This window comes from Qipengyuania sp. HL-TH1 (assembly GCF_036365825.1).
Classification (GTDB): Bacteria; Pseudomonadota; Alphaproteobacteria; order Sphingomonadales; family Sphingomonadaceae; genus Qipengyuania; species Qipengyuania profunda.
Genome location: NZ_CP142675.1, coordinates 1,465,816 through 1,485,864 on the forward strand (window position 1 = coordinate 1,465,816; position 20,049 = coordinate 1,485,864).

The following is a 20,049-nucleotide window of genomic DNA, read 5'->3' on the forward strand; positions in this document are numbered from 1 at the left end:
GAGGGCTACTTGCTTTCCACCCATTGCGCAAAACGCCGCGCGTTGACGAATCCAGCGTTGAAAAACCAACCGATCATCAGGCTGACCGACTTGCCCAGCGGAAGCTGCTCTTGCGTGCGATAGACGTTCCACTGGAAAGGGATAACGCGAAACTTATTCGAGGAGACCGTGCCGCTATGGAGGCGATAGCTGCATGTGACTTCGTCGAGCAAATCGGCTTTGGGCACCTGTTTGAGCAAACGCAGGAAGAAAACGAAATCCTGCCGCTTGCGGATTTCGGGAAAGTGAACCGGTTGAGCTAGCGCCCGCAGATCGACCAGCAGGCTCGATGTGCGGATTATGCAGTGCCGCAATAGCTGTTCGTAGGTAACGCTTGCGGCAAGCCGCCCACTCTGACCGATCTGCTCGCTTTCTGCATCGATCAGATCGTAACGCGTATAGCACACAGCCGAGCCGGTCCGGTCCATGAAGCGCAGCTGCTGCTCAAGCTTGTCCGGATACCAGCGGTCATCTGAATCGAGCAGCGCGAGATAATCGCCGGACGCGGCATCGATCCCCGCATTCCGCGCACGTCCCGCTCCGCCATTCGTTTCCATCCGCACTATCTTGATGCGGCGATCCGCCATTCCCTCGACGATCGCGACAGTCGCGTCGGAGGATGCATCGTCGACAGCGATGACCTCCAGATTGGTATGGGTTTGATCCAGCACCGACCGGATGGTTTCGACGATATGCGCCGCCGAGTTATGCATCGGCACGACCACGGAAACCAAGGGTTCGCTGGGGAACTGCCCATCTTGCACTTGTGGAGATTCTCGCATGGGCAAGTTCAAGCCTACCTTGGTCTCGAAGAGTGATCTTGGGCCAGGTTGAGCCCACCGCCTTGGCCCGCCCGAGTGTGCGGTTAACCAAGGCTGCTAGCGCGTTGGAATGAATGTTCCAAGACCATATCTGACAGTCAGACCCAGTCGAAGGTCAGAGGACGCAGGACAAGCGGCAGCAGCGAACTTTGGCCCGCCCTTTTAGGAAAGGGCGCACCCAACCACTTTCTAGCTTCGTATGAGAAGTATGCGCCCGCTAGTCGGGGGTCCACGCGGACACTCCGCTGGGTTAGCTACCAAGCTTAACAATTGTCATCCAGGCCGACCAATCCTGCATTGATCGCTTGCGAATTGCGCCATGTCCGGCAGCGGGGCGGTATCACAAACCGGCTCCAGCTAGAGAAACCAGAGGAACCCCCGCAGACTGGTTCGACTTCAGTTGACAGTCAATTCCGCACGGATTGTGCCCGACCAAACTGATCTTTTAGCCAAGCCCTTAGCCCCAGATGCAGAAAAGGCCGCCACCGGAAAACGGTAGCGGCCTCATCTTTGAAATTCGCTAGAAGCTTACGGGCTAACAGCTTCGTCATCGTCGTCGCTGGCTGCAACGATCACGCCAGCAACTACAGCGATACCAGCAAGGATCGCGATGATGAGGCCTGCGCCACCGAGTTCACTGGTTTCACCAGCTTCGGCGGTCGAGCGCGAAAGGTCGGTTGCAACGGCAGCGTCAGCTGCAGCAGCGGATACCGAACCGACGGCCATGGTTGCGGCTGCGAGGCCGGCGAGAAGGCGGCTGGTCTTCATATTTAGTCTCCTTAAGTTTTATTCTTACGCGAGAATTCGATTTTTCGCTAGCAGCGATCTCGAATACCGCGCAACCGGATAATTCATTGTTACGTCGCATTTTTACAACGCAGTCAGCTCCGACCCATTCTATTCTCAAAGTACCTTACGTCGGCTCAAGGACAGGTCAATATGCATTCGGGTGCACCAGGACCCGGGCCGTCGCGAATATGATTTTGATGTCACGCAAGACCGACCAGTTGCGAATGTACTCCAGATCCGCCTGGAGCCGGTCCTTCAGATGACCTTCGGTTTCGGTCGCGCCGCGGTGCCCGCGAACCTGGGCCAGGCCGGTAAGACCCGGCTTGAGCGCGTGCCGTTGCCAATAATCGGTATCGACTTCCCAGAAGAGCTTCTTGCCCGCCTGCGACCCCAATGCATGCGGACGCGGCCCGACCACGCTCATTTCCGAACGCAGGACATTGATGAGCTGCGGGAGTTCGTCGATCGACGTCTTGCGAATGATGGCCCCGATCCGCGTCACACGATCGTCTTCGCGCGAGGTCGAGCGCGCGCCCTTGCAGTCCCCCTTTTCTACGCGCATCGAGCGAAACTTGAGCATATCAAACAGGCAATTATGCGCGCCCATGCGCTGCTGGACGAAGAAGATCGGACCCCCGTCCTCGAGCTTGATCAGCACAGCCACCAGCGCCATCAGCGGACTGAGCAGGATCAACGCCGGTACGGTGATCGCCAGATCCATGACCCGCTTGAAGATGCGCGCATGAAGCGCCAGGGGACCGGTCGAGACAACCAGGAAGGACTGGCCGCCCTCGCGCTCCAGCGCGATTGCGCCAAGTTCCTGCAAGGCAGTCGAAATAACCTCACCGCGCACGCCCGCCCCGCGCATGACGCTCGCCCATTTCGGGCGCTGGTCGGCCGCGCAACTGACGACGACACGATCCATGCCGCGCATCAACCGGCCAATGCGATCGAGACTGTCGGGTGAAGCATGCGCGCCGGAAATGTCGAAATCCTCGGCATGAACGACCTGCGCACCACGAATGGTCACCTTTGGCCCGCCATCCATGACCACCAGTACCGAACTCACGCTCGGGCCGTAGACCTGGCGCAGGCTGAAATGCATGCCGATCCGGAACAAGGCCATGCCGGCAAAGGCGAGAACCAGCGCGAGCGAGAGCATGACGCGCGAGAATTCGGTCGCAGCCTTGGCGTAGAAGATCATCACCGTACACAACATGGCTGACACCACCAGTGCGAGGCCGACCTGGCCGATCGCGTAGCGCGCTTCGTCGAGCGCACGGATCGAATAGCACCGTTGATGCACTGCAATGACCAGGAAGATCGGCAGGAAAGCCCAGCCCATCGCAATGGCGAGTTCATGCGGCCACTGATTGCGATAAAAGCCCCCGGCGGCCACGAAACTGCCAAGCAGGATCAGGGCATCGACCAGCAGCATCAGCAGATACAGCTGAATACGGCGACCTTCCATCGCCGGGCGGCGAACCGCGTGGGAGACATTCTCAAGATACACGTTCTTCGCTCCGCCCTTCTCTTCCCGGGGGGTATGGATGACCATGCGACGTTGTTCTTGTGCTTCATGCAAGATGCGCGGGTTAACCGGATCATAGTCTCCGTTAACTCTCCGTGGCAATCCGTATTGTCTATTTGCGCCATTGTGGGACCGCTACGGTAATCTAGCTGACAGCCCGTGCGCAACGTGGCCCTCCGCTTGCAACGCGACCGCTCCCTTGCCCTCGGCCCGCGCTCTGCTATGGCGCGCGCAACTCTCATTCGAACGAACAGGAACCCCATGGCGAAGATCAAGGTTGCGAACCCGATCGTCGAGCTCGACGGCGACGAAATGACGAAGATCATCTGGGAATGGATCCGCGAGCGGCTGATCCTGCCCTATCTCGACGTCGATCTGAAATATTACGATCTTTCGATCGAAAAGCGCGACGAGACGGAAGACCAGATCACGATCGACGCGGCCAATGCGATCAAGCAGTATGGCGTGGGCGTGAAATGCGCCACCATCACCCCCGACGAAGCCCGCGTCGAGGAATTCGGCCTCAAGAAGATGTGGGTCAGCCCCAATGGCACGATCCGCAACATCCTTGGCGGCGTGGTCTTCCGCGAGCCGATCGTGATCGACAACGTTCCGCGCCTCGTCCCCGGCTGGACCGATCCCATCGTCGTCGGCCGTCACGCTTTCGGTGACCAGTACCGCGCCAAGGACACGCTGATCCCCGGCCCCGGCAAGCTGCGTCTCGTCTTCGAAGGCGAGAATGGCGAGAACATCGATCTCGATGTCTACGAATTCCAGAGCTCGGGCGTCGCCATGGCGATGTACAATCTCGACGACAGCATCCGCGATTTCGCGCGTGCCTGCATGAACTACGGCCTCGACCGGGGCTGGCCGGTGTATCTGTCGACCAAAAACACCATCCTCAAGAAGTATGACGGCCGCTTCAAGGATCTGTTCGAGGAAGTGTTCGAAAGCGAATTCAAGGACAAGTTCGCCGAAGCGAACATCACCTACGAACATCGCCTGATCGACGACATGGTCGCCTCCGCGCTCAAGTGGAGCGGCAAGTTCGTCTGGGCCTGCAAGAACTACGACGGCGACGTTCAGTCGGACGTGGTGGCGCAGGGCTTCGGCTCGCTTGGCCTGATGACCAGCGTGCTGATGACGCCCGATGGCAAGACCGTCGAAGCCGAAGCCGCGCACGGCACGGTTACCCGCCACTATCGCCAGCACCAGGAAGGCAAGGCGACCAGCACCAATCCGATCGCCAGCATCTTCGCCTGGACGCGCGGCCTGATCTATCGCGGGCGCTTCGACAACACGCCCGATGTGGTGAAGTTCGCCGAGACGCTCGAGCGGGTTTGCATCCAGACCGTCGAAAGCGGCAAGATGACCAAGGACCTCGCGCTGCTCATCGGTCCCGACCAGAGCTGGATGACCACCGAGCAGTTCTTCGAGGCGATCGTCGACAACCTCGAAACGGAAATGCAGGCCTGGGCCTGAAACCAACCGCCGACTTCGTCATTGCCTAGGCAGTGACGCACGAGACCGGGACCGGCACGCGCCGGTTCCGGTCTTGTCGTAAGGGGTCACCAGAAAAGACAGGGATGACATGGCCGCACCGGCAAACAAGAAGCGCACCGTGAAACGCAAGGGCCCCGAGAAGTTCGGCCAGCGTAGGCTCGAAGTGCGCAATGCGATGATCAAGGACATTCCCGGCATCGCGCACCTGGTGCGGCGGGTTTACGAGGATATGCCCGCCTACACGCATGGCGAAATCCGCGGGCAGATCAACAATTTCCGCGAAGGCTGCTTCGTCGCACTGCTCGATGACGAGGTCGTCGGCTATTGCGCAACCATGCAGCTTGCCGAAGCGCTCGCCTTCCAGCCGCATGACTGGGACGAGATTACGGGCAATGGCTATGGCAGCCGTCACGATCCGACCGGCGACTGGCTCTATGGCTACGAGATGTGCGTCGATCCCAAGGTGCGCGGCGTGCGTATCGGGCGGCGCCTGTATGAAGAACGACGCGCGCTGGCCGAGGAAATGGACCTGACGGGTATCGTCTTTGCCGGGCGGATGCCCAACTACCGCCGCTTCCGCCGCAAGGTCGAAAATCCGCAGGACTATCTCGCCAAGGTGGTCGAGGGGAAACTGCACGATCCGGTGCTGCGCTTCCAGCTGGCCAACGGCTTCGAACCCGAACGGATCATGCAGGGCTATCTGCCCGAGGACAAAGCCTCGATGGCCAATGCGGTGATGATGGTCTGGCGCAACCCTTATGTCGAGCGCGACCAGCCGGTGAAGAAGCGGCTGCCACGCGGGGTCGAGGCGGTGCGCGTCGCGACCTGCCAGCTCCAGGCACGCGCGGTCGCGGATTACGACGAATTCATGCGCGCCATTAAATATTTCGTCGATGTCGCTAGCGATTACGAGGCGGACTTCATCGTCTTTCCCGAACTGTTCACGCTTATGCTGTTGAGCTTCGAGGAGAAGGAACTCTCCCCCGTCGAGGCAATCGAGCGCCTGTCCGAATACACCCCGCGTCTGCGGCGCGACATTTCCGAAATGGCGATGCGCTACAACATCAACATCATCGCCGGTTCGCATCCGACGCGGATGGAGGACGGCGACATCCACAATGTCGCCTATGTCTGCCTGCGCGATGGCGCGGTGCATGCACAGGAGAAGATCCACCCCACGCCGAACGAGCGCTATTGGTGGAACATCAAGGGCGGCGACAAGGTCGAGGTGATCCAGACCGACTGCGGTCCGATCGGGGTGCAGATCTGTTACGACAGCGAGTTCCCCGAGCTGTCGCGGCGCCTCGCCGACGAAGGCGCGCGGATCATCTTCGTGCCGTTCTGCACCGACAGCCGCCAGGGCTACCTGCGCGTACGCTATTGCGGTCAGGCGCGCGCGATCGAGAACCAGTGCTTCGTCGTGCTCAGCGGCAATGTCGGCAATCTGCCCAATGTCGCCAATATGGACATCCAGTACGCGCAGAGCTGCATCCTGACGCCTTGCGATTTCCCCTTCGCCCGCGACGGGATTGCCGCCGAGGCCAGCGAGAATGTCGAGACACTGACGATCAGCGATATCAACCTTGCCGATCTCAGCTGGGCGCGCGCCGAAGGGACAGTGCGCAACCTCGCCGACCGGCGTTTCGACCTCTACCGCATCGAGTGGGACGAAGACGGAAAGCATCCGGGCAAGCCGCGTCCGCGCCGTGAACCACTCGGCCCCGCGCATCCGGGTGGGGGTTAGCGCGGATCGCGTCGTGACAGCCTGACCCGGCGCGGTTACGGAAGGTCGCATGGCATCGGCTGAATTCGCAAGTCCGGCAGTATCCGACGCGCTGGTGATCCTCGGCGCGGCCGGGCTGGTCATTCCCGTATTCACGCGGTTTCGCGTCACCCCGATCATCGGGTTCATCCTGATCGGGGTTGCGGTCGGCCCCTTCGGGCTCGGGCGGCTCGTGTTCGAGCACCCCTGGCTCAACCACATTACCATCTCCGATCCCGAGGCGCTCGAGCCCTTCGCCGAATTCGGGATTATCCTGCTACTCTTCACAATCGGTCTGGAACTCAGCTTCAACCGCTTGTGGCAAATGCGCAAACTGGTCTTCGGGCTGGGCGCGATGGAGCTGCTGGTGATCGGCAGCTCGCTGGCCATGGCGCTGTCGATGATGGGGCAATACTGGACCGGCGCGCTCGCGCTCGGCTTCGCGCTCGCCTTCTCCTCCACCGCCATCGTCCTGCCGATTGCCGGCACGCATTCGCCCGTCGGGCGCGCGGCGCTGTCGATGCTGTTGTTCGAAGACATCATGATCGTGCCGATCATCTTCGTCCTCGGCGCGATGGCCCCCAATGCCGCCGGCGAAGGCTGGGAAGGCATGCTGACCACGCTGTGGCAGGGCGGGCTGGTAATCGCGGCGATGATGATTCTCGGCCGCTTCGCCCTGCCCCGGCTGTTCGGCCAGGCCGCGCGCACCAAGAGCCCCGAACTGTTCCTTGCCGCATCGCTGCTGGTGGTCATCGGCGCCAGCCTCGCCACCGCAGCGGTCGGCCTCTCGCCGATCGTTGGCGCGCTGATCGCCGGGCTGCTGATCGCGGAGACCGAATATCACGGCGAAGTCGAAGCGATCATGGAGCCGTTCAAGGGTCTCGCGCTGGGTATCTTCCTGATCACCGTGGGCATGAGCATCGACCTGCAGACGATCTGGGAAAACTTCGCGCTGATCTTTACCGCGGTCCTGCTGATCCTGCCGTTCAAGGCGCTGGTTACCGGAGTCCTGCTGCGGCTGATGGGGGCACGGCGCAGCACGGCAGCGGAAACCGGCATCCTGATGGCCAGCCCGTCGGAAACGACGCTGATCATCCTCGCGGCGGCCAGTGCCGCGCTGCTAATCCAGCCGGGCACCGCGCAATTCTGGCAGATCGTCACTGCGATCGGCCTGACGGTCACCCCGCTGCTCGCGCGTCTCGGCCGCGTCATCGCACGGCGGGTCGAACCGGTACCGGAATTACCCGAGGATACCGCCGACGAACCACGCGTGATCATTGTCGGCGCCGGCCGCGTCGGGCGACTGGTGGCGCAGATGCTCACCGCGCATGACAAGCCCTATATTGCGCTCGATGCGGATCCCGACCTGATCGAAAGCGCAAAGCGCGATGGCTTCCGCGCCACATTCGGCGATGCCGCGCGCGGCGATTCGATGGACCGGCTGGGGATCGAGAACGCGCTCGCCGTGGTGCTGACCATGGATGAGCCGGTATTGGTGCAGCGCTTGGTATCCAAGCTGCGCAAGGAGCACCCCGACCTGCTGATCGTATGCCGCGCGCGCGACGTCCGGCACGCCGCCGAGCTTTACCGTGCGGGCGCAAGCCATGCGGTCCCCGAAACGCTCGAAAGCTCGCTGCAATTGTCCGAGGCGGTGCTGGTGGATATCGGCGTGGCAATGGGGCCGGTGATCGCCTCCATTCACGAGAAACGCGACGAATTCCGCGGCCAGATCGAGCAGGAAGGCGCGCTGACCTACAAGCCGAAACTGCGGACCAGCACCGCGGAAGCCTAGATGGCGGCCCCGCTCGAAACGCGTTCGGATTGCGCGCGGTGCGCGGCGCTGTGCTGCATCGCCTATCCTTCGCAGGACATGCCGGGTTTCGCCGCGGCGAAGGAGGCCGGCCAGCCCTGCCCCAAGCTCGGCGACGACGCGCGTTGCACGATCTATACGGACCGCGCCGAACAAGGCTTTGCCGGCTGCATCCGCTTCGAATGTTTCGGCGCGGGCCAGCATGTCGTCCAGATGCTGTTCGAAGGCCGCGACTGGCGCGATCGGCCCGAATTGCTGGGTCCGATGGTCGAGAGCTTCCTGGCCATGCGACCGGTCAGCGACCTTGCCTTCCTCGTTGCACGCGCGCTTGCCACGAAGCCCGGAGCGGAAACTACCGCCCGGCTCGAAGCGCTGGCTAGCGAGTTGAGGGCAGTGGCTTCCTCGCGCGAAACGCTGCGCGATTCGAACCGTATTGCGAAGGTGCAAGCCGCCATCAGGCATGTCTACGGCTCGATCGATCCGGACAAACTACGGGAAACGTGAACTTCTACGCGCTCCGACCGTTGGTCGGGGGAAGGAGAAAGACATGAGCAACCCCGACCCGACCAAGCCGACGCCGAACAGTGAGAAGTTCAAGCCGCAGAACGTGCAGGACCCGGTCAGCACCGTCGAACCGCCTAGCGCGAATGCCAACAAGCCATCCGATACCGGCGGTCACGACCTGCCGCGCGGCAGCCAGTCCGAAGTAGGCCGCAAATCGCGCAACCGTAGCTAAGCAACCTATCCGGCGGAAAGTTTGCTGCGCACCGCGGCGATCGCTTCGTCGGCCTTGGCACCGTCCGGACCGCCCCCCTGGGCCATGTCCGGGCGGCCGCCGCCACCCTTCCCGCCCAGCGCCTCGACCCCGGCACGCACCAGATCGACTGCGCTGAAACGTTCGGTCAGATCGTCGGTGACGGCCACCGCGAAGGCGGCCTTGCCGTCATTGACTGCACAGATCGCGGCAATGCCTGACCCGATCCGACCCTTGGCTTCATCGAGCAGCGGACGCAGGTCCTTCGGATTAAGCCCTTCAACCACCTGGCCCGAAAACGTGACGCCCCCGACATCTTCGTCGGCGGGGCCGGATTCGCTCGCGCCGCCGCCACCGAGCGCAAGCGCGCGCTTGGCTTCGGCAAGTTCCTTCTCGAGCCGTTTGCGTTCCTCGACCAGTGCCGTGACCCGCGCCGGCGCCTCGTCGGGAGAAGTCTTGAGCGCGCCCGCGATAAGCCGCACCGCCTCGTCGCGCGCGACAAGCCATTTGCGCGCTGCTTCGCCGGTCAGCGCCTCGATCCGCCGGACACCCGAACTGACCGCGCTTTCGGAAACGATCTTGAACAGGCCGATATCGCCGGTCGCCTTCACATGCGTGCCGCCGCATAGCTCGACCGAATAATTGCGCCCTTCGCCGACCGTGCGGCCCATCGAGAGGACACGCACTTCGTCGCCATACTTCTCACCGAACAGCGCCAGCGCGCCCGCAGCGACCGCATCGTCGGGTGTCATAAGCCGTGTGCCGACCTGTTCGTTGGCACGGATTTCCTCGTTCACCTCGACCTCGATCGCGGCGATATCGTCATCGCCGAGCGGCTTGGGATGCGAGAAATCGAAGCGGAAGCGGTCTTCGGAAACCAGCGAACCCTTCTGCGTGACGTGATCGCCGAGGCGATTGCGCAGCGCGGCATGGACAAGGTGCGTCGCGGAATGGTTCGCCCGGATCCGGTCGCGCCGCTCGGCATCGACTTCCAGGTGAACCGCGTCGCCGACCTTGACCGAACCGCCGGCGACCCTGCCGACATGCGTGTGTAGCCGGCCCAGCGGCTTGTTGGTGGTCTCGACTGCGAATTCGAAACCTTCGGGCGTCCATATCCGCCCGGCATCCCCGGTCTGGCCGCCGCTTTCGCCATAGAACGGCGTCTGGTTGGTCAGAACGACCACCTCATCGCCGGCCCCGGCCGACTGGACCTGCGCACCGTCCTTGACGATCGCAACGACCTCGGCTTCGCCGGTGGTCGAATTGTAGCCCGTGAACTCGGTCGATCCCTGCGCATCGGCGATATCGAACCAGACCTCTTCGCTGGCCGACTGGCCCGAACCCTTCCACGCCGCCCGGGCAGCCGCCTTCTGCTGCTCCATCGCCGCATCGAATCCGTCCTTGTTGACGGTGATGCCGCGGCTGCGCAGCGCATCTTCGGTCAGATCGTAGGGGAAGCCATAGGTATCGTAGAGCTTGAACGCGGTTTGCCCGTCCAGCGTCCCGCCCTCGCCCATCGTGCCGGTCGCCTCGTCGAGCAGCTTGAGGCCCTTGTCGAGCGTGCGGCGGAACTGCGTTTCCTCGCGTTCGAGCACCTCTTCGATCAGCGCCTGCCCGCGTTGCAGTTCGGGATAGGCCTGGCCCATCTCGGTGACGAGAGCGGGCACGAGACGGTGCATCAGCGGTTCGCTCGCGCCGAGCAGGTGCGCATGGCGCATGGCACGGCGCATGATCCGCCGCAGGACATAGCCGCGGCCTTCGTTCGAAGGCAGCACGCCATCGGCCATCAGGAAGCTGGTCGAGCGCAAATGGTCGGCGATGACCCGGTGGCTGGCAGTGCTGTCGCCTTCGGCCTTCACTCCGGTCAGCCCCTCGCTCGCCGCGATCAAATTCCTGAAGGTGTCGGTGTCGTAATTGTCGTGCACCCCCTGCATCACCGCGGCGATGCGTTCGATCCCCAAGCCCGTGTCGATGCTCGGCTTGGGCAGGTCGCCGACGATCTGGTCGTTTTCCTGCGTGAACTGCATGAACACGAGATTCCAGATCTCGACAAAGCGGTCGCCGTCCTCCTCGGGTGATCCCGGAGGGCCGCCCCAGATATGGTCGCCGTGATCGTAGAAGATCTCCGAACACGGCCCGCAGGGGCCGTCCGAGCCCATCGCCCAGAAATTGTCCTTCGTCGGGATGCGGATGATGCGATCGTCGGCGAAGCCGGTCAGCTTCTTCCACAGGTCGAAGGCCTCGTCATCGGTATGGTAGACGGTGACCAGCAGCCGGTCCTTGTCGAGACCCCATTCCTCGGTCAGCAGCGTCCAGGCATGCAGGATCGCCTGCTCCTTGAAATAGTCGCCGAAGCTGAAATTGCCGAGCATCTCGAAGAAAGTGTGGTGCCGCGCGGTGTAGCCGACATTGTCGAGATCGTTATGCTTGCCCCCGGCGCGGACGCATTTCTGCGCGCTGGTGGCGCGCGGCGCGGGCGGGGTTTCCAGCCCGGTGAACGAGTTCTTGAACGGCACCATGCCGGCGTTGACGAACATCAGCGTGGGATCGCTGAACGGGACGAGCGGCGCACTGGCGACTTCGGCATGCTCGTGGCGTGCGAAATAGTCGAGGAAACTGCGGCGGATGTCGTTGGTCGAAGTCATGACCGGGCAGTTAGGCAATCGGCGCGCGGGCGACAAGCGCCAATGCCCGGCCAGACTGTGCAGGAGAGACGATCAACCGGGTGCGCGGGCCGTCACGATCCAGCCAGCGGCCGGGAGTGCGACCTGGGCATCGACACAGTGCCGCTCGAGCATGGCGCGGAGGCGGGCCATGGCGGTGTCGCGTTCGGCCTCCCCCAGCGCCCCGATGGCGCGCGCTGCTGGGCCGATCCGCAGGAAATAGGACAGCGCATCCTCGACCGCCTGCTCGCCTTCGCCGCCAATCATGCGGTAATCGATCGGTTCAAAGGCGACGCCCTGCCAACCGGCTTTCATAAGAAGATCCTCGACGCGAGCCCGGCGCCCGAAAGCAAAGGGCCCGGGGGCATCGGGATCGGGCGCGGGCTCATCGCTTGGCGGGAGGACCGCGGCGATTTCGCGCACCCAGGGGTTTTCGGTACGCTCGCGGAAGCAGGAAAAGACGAGCCGCGCACTCGGCGCCGCCTGATCCGCGATATGCGCGAAGGCGGCGATGGGGTCGCCAAAGAACATCACCCCGTGACGCGAGACTACGAGGTCGGCCTGCTCGCCAGCGCCCGCCGTCCACCGGGCCGCATCGACAAGCTCGAAGCGCAGGTTCTGCTGTCCCGCTCCGCGTTGGCGGGCCGCCTCGAGCAGGTCCTCGCTGATATCTACCCCGATCACCCTTGCCGTCGGATCGCCCGCTGCGAGCGCGAGCGACACTTCGCCTGCGCCGCAGCCGACATCCAGTACCTGTGCGAAACCCTTAGCCTGCGCGACTTCGAGCAGCCGGTCGGTCACCGGGCCGAAGCTGCGGTCGGTCCGCTGCCATTCGTCCGCCCAGGCATTACCGACCCTGCCGGTCCATTCGGATTGATCGGTCATCGCGTCATACTCCGTAATAGTCGCGATACCACGCAACGAACCGCTGCACGCCCTCACGGATATCCGTTTGCGGGACATAACCGGTGAGCGTGCGCAGCAGTTCGGCATCGGCCCAGGTCGCGGGAACGTCCCCCGGCTGCATCGGCATGAGATTGCGCTTGGCCTTGATGCCCAGTGCATCCTCGATTGCGCCGATCATGTCGCCAAGCTGGACGGGCTGCGAATTGCCGATGTTGACCACCCTCCAGGGGGCGACTGGCGACAGGCTGTCCCCCTCGGCGACGTCCTCGGCCGCGGTTGGACGCACGGGCGGAGTGTCGATCAGCCGCCGCACCGCCTCGACGAGGTCTTCCACATAGGTGAAATCGCGCATCATCTCGCCGTGATTGTAAACGTCGATCGGCTCGCCCTCGAGCATCGCCCTGGTGAATTTGAACAATGCCATGTCGGGGCGCCCCCACGGCCCGTACACGGTGAAGAAGCGGAACATGGTCACCGGAAGATCGAACAGATGCGCGTAGGAATGCGCCATCGCTTCGGTCGCCTTCTTGGTCGCGGCGTAAAAGGAGAGCGGGTGATCCGCCTTCATCGTCTCGCGATACGGCATCTCGGTATTCGCGCCGTAGGCGGATGAAGTCGAGGCCAGCAGCATGTGCTGCGGCTGATACGCGCGCGCGGCTTCGAGCAGTTCGAAGGTGCCGACCAGATTGCTCTCGAGATAGCTGCGCGGGTGATCGATCGAATGCCGCACCCCCGCCTGCGCTGCGAGATGGATGACGATATCGGGCTGTTCGTCTGCAAAGAGGCTCGCCAGCAGGCCCGGCGTCTCGATCGGCTCATTGATCGCCGCGAAACCCGCGTTTTGCAGCAACCCCGCCTGTCGACGCCGTTTGAGTTCGGGATCGTAATAGTCCGAGAGCGAATCGACGCCGATGACTTGGAACGCGTCGGCCAAAAGGCGGCGGCAGGTGAAATAGCCGATAAACCCCGCCGAGCCGGTGACCAGCGCGGTGCGGCTTTCGCCCATCAGTCGGCGCCGAACAGGTCGCGGGTGAAGACCTTGTCGCGGACATCGGCGATGTCGGGATCGAGGCGATTGGCGACGATTACATCAGCCTCGGCCTTGAACGCGTCGAGATCGTTCACCACGCGGCTGCCGAAGAAGCTGTCTTCCTCCATCACCGGCTCGTAAACGATGACGTCGATCCCCTTGGCCTTCACGCGCTTCATGATGCCCTGGATCGAGGACTGGCGGAAATTGTCCGAACCGGCCTTCATCACCAGGCGGTAAATGCCCACTATGCGCGGCTCGCGGTCGATGATGCGGTCGGCAAGGTAGTCCTTGCGGGTGCGGTTGGCGTCGACGATCGCGCGGATGAGGTTCTGCGGGACTTCGGAATAATTCGCCAGCAGCTGCTTGGTGTCCTTGGGCAGGCAGTAGCCGCCATAGCCGAAGGATGGATTGTTGTAATGCGCCCCGATGCGCGGATCGAGGCCGACGCCTTCGATGATCTGGCGCGTGTCGAGCCCGCGCGACAAGGCGTAACTGTCGAGTTCGTTGAAGAAGGCGACACGCATGGCGAGATAGGTGTTGGCGAACAGCTTGATCGCCTCGGCTTCGTCGGCATCGGTCAGCAGGACGGTGACATCGTCCTCGAGAACGGGCTGGAGCAGCAGGTCGGCAAATTTCTGCGCCCGCTCGGACCGTTCGCCGACGATGATCCGCGAGGGATGGAGGTTGTCGTAAAGCGCCTTCCCCTCGCGCAGGAATTCGGGGCTGAAGATGATGCGGTCGGTCGCGAAGCGTTCGCGCGCATGGCCGACGTAGCCCACCGGGACCGTGGATTTGACGACCACGACCGCCTGGTCGTTGGCGGCGAGAACCTGTTCGATCACCGCATCGACCGCCGAAGTATCGAAGAAGTTGGTCTCGACATCGTAATTGGTCGGCACGGCGACCACCGCGAACTCGGCGCCTTCGATCGCTGTGGCAGGATCGGTGGTGAAGGCGAGGTCGAGATCGTCGCGGCGTAGGTATTGCTCGAGCAGTTCGTCCTGGATCGGCGACTGGCGATCCTCGAGCATGGCGATGCGCTCGGGCGAGATATCGCAGCCGATCACACAATTGTGCTGTGACAGCATGATGGCATTGGAAAGGCCGACATAGCCGAGCCCGAAAACGGCGATCTTCATCGAGTTACCCGCATATCAATCCGCTGCCGCAAGGGTCGACAACGCGTGCCTTCTGTGGGGAGGCGCAAGCGATTGCAAGCCCCGCCCCGCACCTGCTCACCACATGAAATAGGGCCCGCCCCGCTCGCGCGCCCGCTGCCACGCTGGCCGCGCATGGATTGCCTCGACGAACCGCGCGAGCTTTGGCGCTTGCTCGCCATAGCCCTGCATCACCGCGATCTCGGCGGGGAAACTCATCATCACATCCGCAGCGGTCCAGTCGTCGCCGACGAAATGGAGATCGGGTGAGATGTTGTCCTCGGCGAAGCGGATATGAGCGGCGAGTTGCTCGTCGACGCGCGGCATCAGCGGCGCGGCGGCATCGCCAAGGCGGCCGGCGTAAATCTTCAGCATAACTGGGACGAAAAAACTGCTCTCGCCGAACTGCATCCATTCAAGGTGGCGGATATGGGCTTCGCTATCGCGCGCGGGAAGCCAGCTTTCGCCGCCATGGCGTTCGCACAGATATTGGATGATTGCGCCGCTTTCGGCGATGGATACGCCATCATCTTCGATCAGCGGCGACTTGCCGAGGGGATGCGCCTCGCTGAGCTCGGGCGGCGCGAGATTGGTTTCGGCATCGCGCTGGTAAGGGGCCACTTCGTAGTCCGCGCCCAGTTCCTCGAGCAGCCAGAGGATGCGCTGCGAACGGCTGTTGTTGAGATGGTGGACGGTGATGGTCATGGCGGCGCTCCCGAATGGACGATTCGCCCGCACCCTAGGGCTGCCACTGGCCTGCGGCCATGCCACAAACGGAAAAGCCGGTGCGGCCATGAAGCGGCGCGCACCGGCTTTCCGGTTTTTCGGGAGCGCCGGGGGACAGTCCGGCTGTAACGCGAGCCCGGGGATGTGGGCCGACGCGCTCCCGCTTGAAGAGAATTCAGTCCTCGTCCGCGTCCGGACCGGTCATCATCTCTTCGGCGACCTCGTCGGTGCGGCCGCGGATTGCGGCTTCCAACTTGGCACACATCTCGGAATTTTCCTTGAGGAAGGTCTTGGCGTTCTCGCGGCCCTGGCCGATGCGGACGCTGTCATAGCTGAACCAGCTGCCCGATTTCTCGACCACGCCGGCCTTGACGCCGAGGTCGAGAATCTCGCCGATCTTCGAAATACCCTCGCCATACATGATGTCGAATTCGACCTGCTTGAACGGCGGAGCGACCTTGTTCTTGACCACTTTCACGCGGGTCGCATTGCCGATGACCTCGTCGCGGTCCTTGATCTGGCCCGTACGGCGAATGTCGAGCCGCACCGAGGCGTAGAACTTGAGCGCGTTGCCGCCGGTGGTGGTTTCGGGGTTACCGTACATAACGCCGATCTTCATGCGCAGCTGGTTGATGAAGATCACCATGCACTTGGAGCGGTTGATCGAACCGGTCAGCTTGCGCAGCGACTGGCTCATCAGGCGGGCCTGCAGGCCGACATGACTGTCGCCCATCTCGCCTTCGATCTCGGCGCGGGGGACCAGCGCAGCAACCGAGTCGACCACCAGCACGTCGATCGCATTCGAGCGGACCAGCGTATCGGTAATCTCGAGCGCCTGTTCACCCGTATCGGGCTGCGAGATGATCAGTTCCTCGATGTCGACCCCCAGCTTCTTGGCATAGACCGGGTCGAGCGCATGTTCGGCATCGACGAAGGCGGCAGTGCCGCCCGCCTTCTGCGCTTCGGCGATCACATGCAGCGCCAGCGTCGTCTTGCCCGAGCTTTCCGGACCGTACACCTCGACCACGCGGCCCTTGGGCAAGCCGCCCACGCCCAGCGCGATGTCGAGGCCGAGCGAGCCGGTGGAAATCGATTCCACCTGCATGGCTTCTTTCTGGCCCAGCTTCATCGCCGAACCCTTGCCGAATGCGCGGTCGATCTGTGCGAGCGCGGCGTCCAATGCCTTCTGGCGGTCTGCGTTCACTTTTTTGTCCTCTACGAGCTTCAGACTTGCCGCCATGACACTACCTCCTGCACTTGGCCAGAGCCGGCTACCGACTCTTCAACTGGCGCAGTATGTATCGGCTTTGTTCCGCAAGAACAAGTGGGGAACAGGAAAAATTTTTCTGCTATGTTCCGCTCGGCAAAAAACCAGCGGCGAACCCCGCCTATTTGCGGTGTTCGCTCAGCACTTCGGCGACCTTGGCATTGATCTGCTGGACGCTGAACGGCTTGGGGATGAAGTGCATGTCCTCGATGTCGATCTCGTTGCGGAGCTGCTCTTCGGCATAGCCCGACATGAACAGGATCGGGATCTTCGGCTTCACCTTGCGGATCGCGCGGGCCATCGCGGGCCCGTCCATCGTCGGCATGACGACGTCCGACACGATCAAGTCGAACTCGGTCGTGCCGTTGGCGATCGCGCCCAGTCCCTCTTCGCCATCGGCCGCGGTGGTCACGGTATAGCCCGCGCGGGCAAGCGCGCGCTCGGCGACGGCGCGGACCATGTCCTCGTCTTCAACCAGCAACAGTTTCCCGCCCGCCGACCATTCGGTCGCATTCGTTTCCTCAGGCTCTTCGCGGCGCATGATGGCGGGCAGTTCGCCCTTGTGCACCGGCAGGTACATGGTGAAACGCGCGCCGATCAGCGTTCCGTCGGGCCCCTGGACATTGTCGGCGAAGATGAAGCCGTTCGACTGCTTGACGATACCATAGACGGTCGACAGGCCGAGCCCGGTGCCCTTGCCCTGCTCCTTGGTGGTGAAGAAGGGTTCGAAGATCTTGTTGAGATGCTCGTCGGGAATGCCGCCGCCGGTGTCCTGCACGATCAGCACGGTGTAATCGTCCGCGGGCATGATATCGATGCCCATCTTGCGCACATCGCGTGCCGATACCCGGCGCGTCGCCAGCGTCAGACTGCCCTTCCAGTCCTGCTTGCCGCGCTTGATCGCGTTCATCTGCATCGCATCGCGCGCATTGACCGCAAGGTTGATAATGACCTGTTCGAGCTGCTGCGGATCGGCGCGGACCGAGCCCAGCTCGCGGTCGTGGCGCACCGAGAACTCGACCTTCTCGCCCATCAACCGCTTGAGCAGTTGGCTGACCTCGCTCACCACGTCAGGCAGTTGCAGCACGACCGGGCGCAGGGTCTGCTGGCGGCTGAAGGCGAGCAATTGCCGCGTCAGGCTGGCCGCGCGGTTCGAATTGGCCTTGATCTGCTGGATGTCATCGTAATCGCTGTCACCCGGCGTATGCCGCAAGAGCATGAGGTCGCAATAGCCGATGATCGCGGTCAGCACGTTGTTGAAATCATGCGCCACACCGCCCGCCAGCTGGCCGACCGCCTGCATCTTGGTCGCCTGCGCGACCTGGCGGCGGAGGCGTTTTTCTTCCGAGGAATCGGAGATCGACAGCAGCACCGCCGCATCGCCCAGCCCGCGCACACCGGCGAGGCCGATCGAAACCGGCTCTTCCTTGTCGTTCGCCAGCCGCACCGCCATGTCGCCGCTCGCGGTAGCGCCCTTGGCGAAGCGCCGGACGGTATCGGCCAGCGCGGCCTTGTCTTCGCGCACGACGAGGTCGGACGGGAATTGCGGCAGTCCGCGATCGACCCGCTCGACCGCGCGCAGGAACGCCTTGTTGGCGAACAGGAAGCGCCCGTCGCGATCGGTCAGCGCCAGCCCCAGTGGCAGCGCCGACAGCAGTGCTTCAAGCTGCGGGATGGCGGCCTTGCCGCTCCCTTCCCAGCCCCCGCCGAGGCCGACCGAACTGTCGACCAGCAGCATCAGCGAAGGCGATTGGTCGGCATCGCTGAGTTTGTCGGCGGAAGGCGCGTCGAGCGGCACATGCACCAGCGTCTGCGGCGACCCCTGCTGCCCTTCGCGCGCGAAGAAGATGCGATCGCGATCATCCGAGCGCAGCAATTGCACGAATTCCAGCCCGCCGAGCGAGTTGTCCCGGCTACCGGTCGCGCGTTCCGCCAGTCCAGGGGTGGTGGTAAGGACAACGCCATCGGGGCCCACCAGTGCAAGTTCGAGACCCGACCGTGAGATCACCTCGCCAAAGCGGCCCGAAAGGCGCTCGGACAGGCCTTCATAGCTGCGTTCTTCGCGCAATTCGGTGAAGCGCCAGACCAGATAGGCCTCGCCCCGCCCGCTGCGATCGATCTGCAATTGGTAGTGAGCCTCCAGACCCTCGAGCCGCACTTCGGCAACCTTGGCCGACCCGTCGCGCCAGGCGTCACGCGCGCCCGCGATGACCGCTTCGCGCGAGCTGGTATCGAAGGCCAGATCGTAAGGCGAGGAGATGCTGTCGAACCAGCTTTCATAAGTCGAATTGGCGCAAACCATCCGGTTTGCCCGGTCGATGATCACCACCGCCCGGCGGCGGTTCTCGATTGCAACGCTGGTCACCGACCAATCTGGCTGGAGCGTATCCCCCTCGACCGGAGCAGTCTTGAGGCGGGCCGCGAGCAGCAGCATCAACAGCACCGCCACCAGCGCACCGCCATAGGCCAGGGCGACGACGGTCTGCTGGCCGACCAGCCATACCAGCGATACCGAAACGATCCCGGCAGCCGCGACGCCGAGCATGAGCGGCAGCGGAGGCAGCCGGGTGACCGGGTTGTCCTCCTGCACCATCACGTCTCGGGATCCTCATTCACGCGGTGGTCGAAGCGCCGCTCCATTATGCGCAGACGGCGCTGGCGCTTGCGCGCAACGACGAAGCGCCAGACAACGCCTGCAAAAACATAGCCGAACGCCGCCCCGACAATCGCCAGTACGATAAAGCCGAACACGGTCACCAGCACGGTCACCCCGACCCCTTCGAACATTTCGATAAACCAGGACCAGCGCCCGCTGGAAATTTCTTCCTGCGCTGCGCCGCCCGTGGCCGCCAGATCGACCTTGAGGATGAAGACGCCGATCTTGTTCGCCACCAGTGCCCAGAACGGGAAAGTGAACGGGTTGGTGATGAAGGTTACCAGTGTCGACAGCGGCACATTGGCGCGTGCGGGCAGCGCCATGAAGGCGGCCAGGAAGATCTGGCCCACCGGTACGATAAAGCCCGCAAAGATGCCCAGCGCCACGCCGCGCGGGACGCTACGCCGGGTAAACCGCCACAATTCGGGCGTCAGGAAGCGGTGCGCGATGGGGCGCAGATACTTATTTCGCGCCATCTGCTCGCGCGTAGGCATGCGCAGACGGATCCAGTCCGACAGGAATGTCTTAGATTTGCGCTCGCTCATTGCCACGACCCTGCCATGCGCTGCCTCCTTGGCGAGTGCAAGGGGAGGTGGAAAGCGGCTTGCGACGAATACGGCATGGCTGGCGAT

General features: G+C 63.0%; 16 protein-coding genes. 5 read left to right on the plus strand and 11 right to left on the minus strand.

Features of this window, described 5'->3' with window-relative positions:
* Window positions 1-5: 5 nt before the first annotated feature.
* The 3 genes from VWN43_RS07745 to VWN43_RS07755 all read right to left on the minus strand — a co-directional run bounded on the left by VWN43_RS07745 (window position 6) and on the right by VWN43_RS07755 (window position 3,207).
* The gene (locus tag VWN43_RS07745; RefSeq protein WP_320179987.1) at window positions 6-833 is read right to left on the minus strand and encodes a glycosyltransferase family 2 protein; all 828 of its coding nucleotides are present in this window, start codon (window positions 831-833) and stop codon (window positions 6-8) included.
* Between the two features lie 555 nt (window positions 834-1,388).
* Entirely contained in the window at window positions 1,389-1,628 is a 240-nt protein-coding gene (locus VWN43_RS07750) for a hypothetical protein (protein WP_253515243.1), read from the minus strand.
* Window positions 1,629-1,794: 166 nt separating this feature from the next.
* Window positions 1,795-3,207, minus strand: a complete 1,413-nt coding sequence (locus VWN43_RS07755; RefSeq protein ID WP_330768559.1) for an exopolysaccharide biosynthesis polyprenyl glycosylphosphotransferase — start codon at window positions 3,205-3,207, stop codon at window positions 1,795-1,797.
* 234 nt (window positions 3,208-3,441) lie between these two features.
* Between VWN43_RS07755 and VWN43_RS07760 the strand changes: the two genes are divergently transcribed.
* The 5 genes from VWN43_RS07760 to VWN43_RS07780 all read left to right on the plus strand — a co-directional run bounded on the left by VWN43_RS07760 (window position 3,442) and on the right by VWN43_RS07780 (window position 8,991).
* Window positions 3,442-4,662, plus strand: coding sequence for an NADP-dependent isocitrate dehydrogenase (locus VWN43_RS07760; RefSeq protein ID WP_320179985.1), 1,221 nt, complete (start codon window positions 3,442-3,444; stop codon window positions 4,660-4,662).
* 109 nt (window positions 4,663-4,771) lie between these two features.
* Window positions 4,772-6,427: a bifunctional GNAT family N-acetyltransferase/carbon-nitrogen hydrolase family protein gene (locus tag VWN43_RS07765; protein ID WP_253515237.1), complete on the plus strand. Its 1,656-nt coding sequence runs from the start codon at window positions 4,772-4,774 to the stop codon at window positions 6,425-6,427.
* Between the two features lie 49 nt (window positions 6,428-6,476).
* Complete coding sequence (locus tag VWN43_RS07770) at window positions 6,477-8,237, plus strand: cation:proton antiporter domain-containing protein (RefSeq protein WP_330768563.1); 1,761 nt, start codon at window positions 6,477-6,479, stop codon at window positions 8,235-8,237.
* On the plus strand, window positions 8,238-8,759 hold the full coding sequence (locus VWN43_RS07775; protein WP_320179984.1) for a hypothetical protein: 522 nt from the start codon (window positions 8,238-8,240) through the stop codon (window positions 8,757-8,759).
* Between the two features lie 43 nt (window positions 8,760-8,802).
* Window positions 8,803-8,991, plus strand: coding sequence for a hypothetical protein (locus VWN43_RS07780; RefSeq protein WP_320179983.1), 189 nt, complete (start codon window positions 8,803-8,805; stop codon window positions 8,989-8,991).
* A gap of 5 nt (window positions 8,992-8,996) precedes the next feature.
* On the opposite strand, the gene alaS is transcribed toward VWN43_RS07780, so the two are convergent.
* The 8 genes from alaS to VWN43_RS07820 form a co-directional block, all read right to left on the minus strand.
* Entirely contained in the window at window positions 8,997-11,654 is a 2,658-nt protein-coding gene (gene alaS / locus VWN43_RS07785) for an alanine--tRNA ligase (protein ID WP_320179982.1), read from the minus strand.
* Window positions 11,655-11,726: 72 nt separating this feature from the next.
* On the minus strand, window positions 11,727-12,557 hold the full coding sequence (locus tag VWN43_RS07790) for a class I SAM-dependent methyltransferase (protein ID WP_320179981.1): 831 nt from the start codon (window positions 12,555-12,557) through the stop codon (window positions 11,727-11,729).
* A gap of 4 nt (window positions 12,558-12,561) precedes the next feature.
* Window positions 12,562-13,584, minus strand: a complete 1,023-nt coding sequence (locus VWN43_RS07795; protein ID WP_320179980.1) for an NAD-dependent epimerase/dehydratase family protein — start codon at window positions 13,582-13,584, stop codon at window positions 12,562-12,564.
* A complete protein-coding gene (locus VWN43_RS07800) occupies window positions 13,584-14,750 on the minus strand; it encodes a nucleotide sugar dehydrogenase (protein WP_320179979.1) in 1,167 nt (388 codons plus the stop codon). Before VWN43_RS07800 ends, VWN43_RS07795 begins: the two co-directional genes overlap by 1 nt.
* Window positions 14,751-14,846: 96 nt before the next feature.
* The gene (locus tag VWN43_RS07805) at window positions 14,847-15,473 is read right to left on the minus strand and encodes a glutathione S-transferase family protein (RefSeq protein ID WP_320179978.1); all 627 of its coding nucleotides are present in this window, start codon (window positions 15,471-15,473) and stop codon (window positions 14,847-14,849) included.
* Window positions 15,474-15,669: 196 nt separating this feature from the next.
* Entirely contained in the window at window positions 15,670-16,734 is a 1,065-nt protein-coding gene (recA, locus tag VWN43_RS07810; RefSeq protein ID WP_253515229.1) for a recombinase RecA, read from the minus strand.
* A gap of 148 nt (window positions 16,735-16,882) precedes the next feature.
* Window positions 16,883-19,354 (minus strand): response regulator, encoded by a 2,472-nt coding sequence (locus tag VWN43_RS07815; RefSeq protein ID WP_320182105.1) that lies wholly within the window; start codon window positions 19,352-19,354, stop codon window positions 16,883-16,885.
* Window positions 19,354-19,962, minus strand: a complete 609-nt coding sequence (locus VWN43_RS07820; RefSeq protein WP_320179977.1) for a DUF2062 domain-containing protein — start codon at window positions 19,960-19,962, stop codon at window positions 19,354-19,356. The genes VWN43_RS07815 and VWN43_RS07820 overlap by 1 nt, the downstream gene beginning before the upstream one ends.
* Window positions 19,963-20,049 lie beyond the last annotated feature (87 nt).

Bases quoted from the DNA above. Each gene is read 5' to 3' on its own strand.
- VWN43_RS07750 (WP_253515243.1), bottom strand. From the start codon at position 1,628: ATGAAGACCAGCCGCCTTCTCGCCGGCCTCGCAGCCGCAACCATGGCC.
- VWN43_RS07755 (WP_330768559.1), bottom strand. From the start codon at position 3,207: ATGGTCATCCATACCCCCCGGGAAGAGAAGGGCGGAGCGAAGAACGTG.
- VWN43_RS07760 (WP_320179985.1), top strand. From the start codon at position 3,442: ATGGCGAAGATCAAGGTTGCGAACCCGATCGTCGAGCTCGACGGCGAC.
- VWN43_RS07765 (WP_253515237.1), top strand. From the start codon at position 4,772: ATGGCCGCACCGGCAAACAAGAAGCGCACCGTGAAACGCAAGGGCCCC.
- VWN43_RS07770 (WP_330768563.1), top strand. From the start codon at position 6,477: ATGGCATCGGCTGAATTCGCAAGTCCGGCAGTATCCGACGCGCTGGTG.
- VWN43_RS07775 (WP_320179984.1), top strand. From the start codon at position 8,238: ATGGCGGCCCCGCTCGAAACGCGTTCGGATTGCGCGCGGTGCGCGGCG.
- VWN43_RS07780 (WP_320179983.1), top strand. From the start codon at position 8,803: ATGAGCAACCCCGACCCGACCAAGCCGACGCCGAACAGTGAGAAGTTC.
- alaS (WP_320179982.1), bottom strand. From the start codon at position 11,654: ATGACTTCGACCAACGACATCCGCCGCAGTTTCCTCGACTATTTCGCA.
- VWN43_RS07790 (WP_320179981.1), bottom strand. From the start codon at position 12,557: ATGACCGATCAATCCGAATGGACCGGCAGGGTCGGTAATGCCTGGGCG.
- VWN43_RS07795 (WP_320179980.1), bottom strand. From the start codon at position 13,584: ATGGGCGAAAGCCGCACCGCGCTGGTCACCGGCTCGGCGGGGTTTATC.
- VWN43_RS07800 (WP_320179979.1), bottom strand. From the start codon at position 14,750: ATGAAGATCGCCGTTTTCGGGCTCGGCTATGTCGGCCTTTCCAATGCC.
- VWN43_RS07805 (WP_320179978.1), bottom strand. From the start codon at position 15,473: ATGACCATCACCGTCCACCATCTCAACAACAGCCGTTCGCAGCGCATC.
- recA (WP_253515229.1), bottom strand. From the start codon at position 16,734: ATGGCGGCAAGTCTGAAGCTCGTAGAGGACAAAAAAGTGAACGCAGAC.
- VWN43_RS07815 (WP_320182105.1), bottom strand. From the start codon at position 19,354: ATGGTGCAGGAGGACAACCCGGTCACCCGGCTGCCTCCGCTGCCGCTC.
- VWN43_RS07820 (WP_320179977.1), bottom strand. From the start codon at position 19,962: ATGAGCGAGCGCAAATCTAAGACATTCCTGTCGGACTGGATCCGTCTG.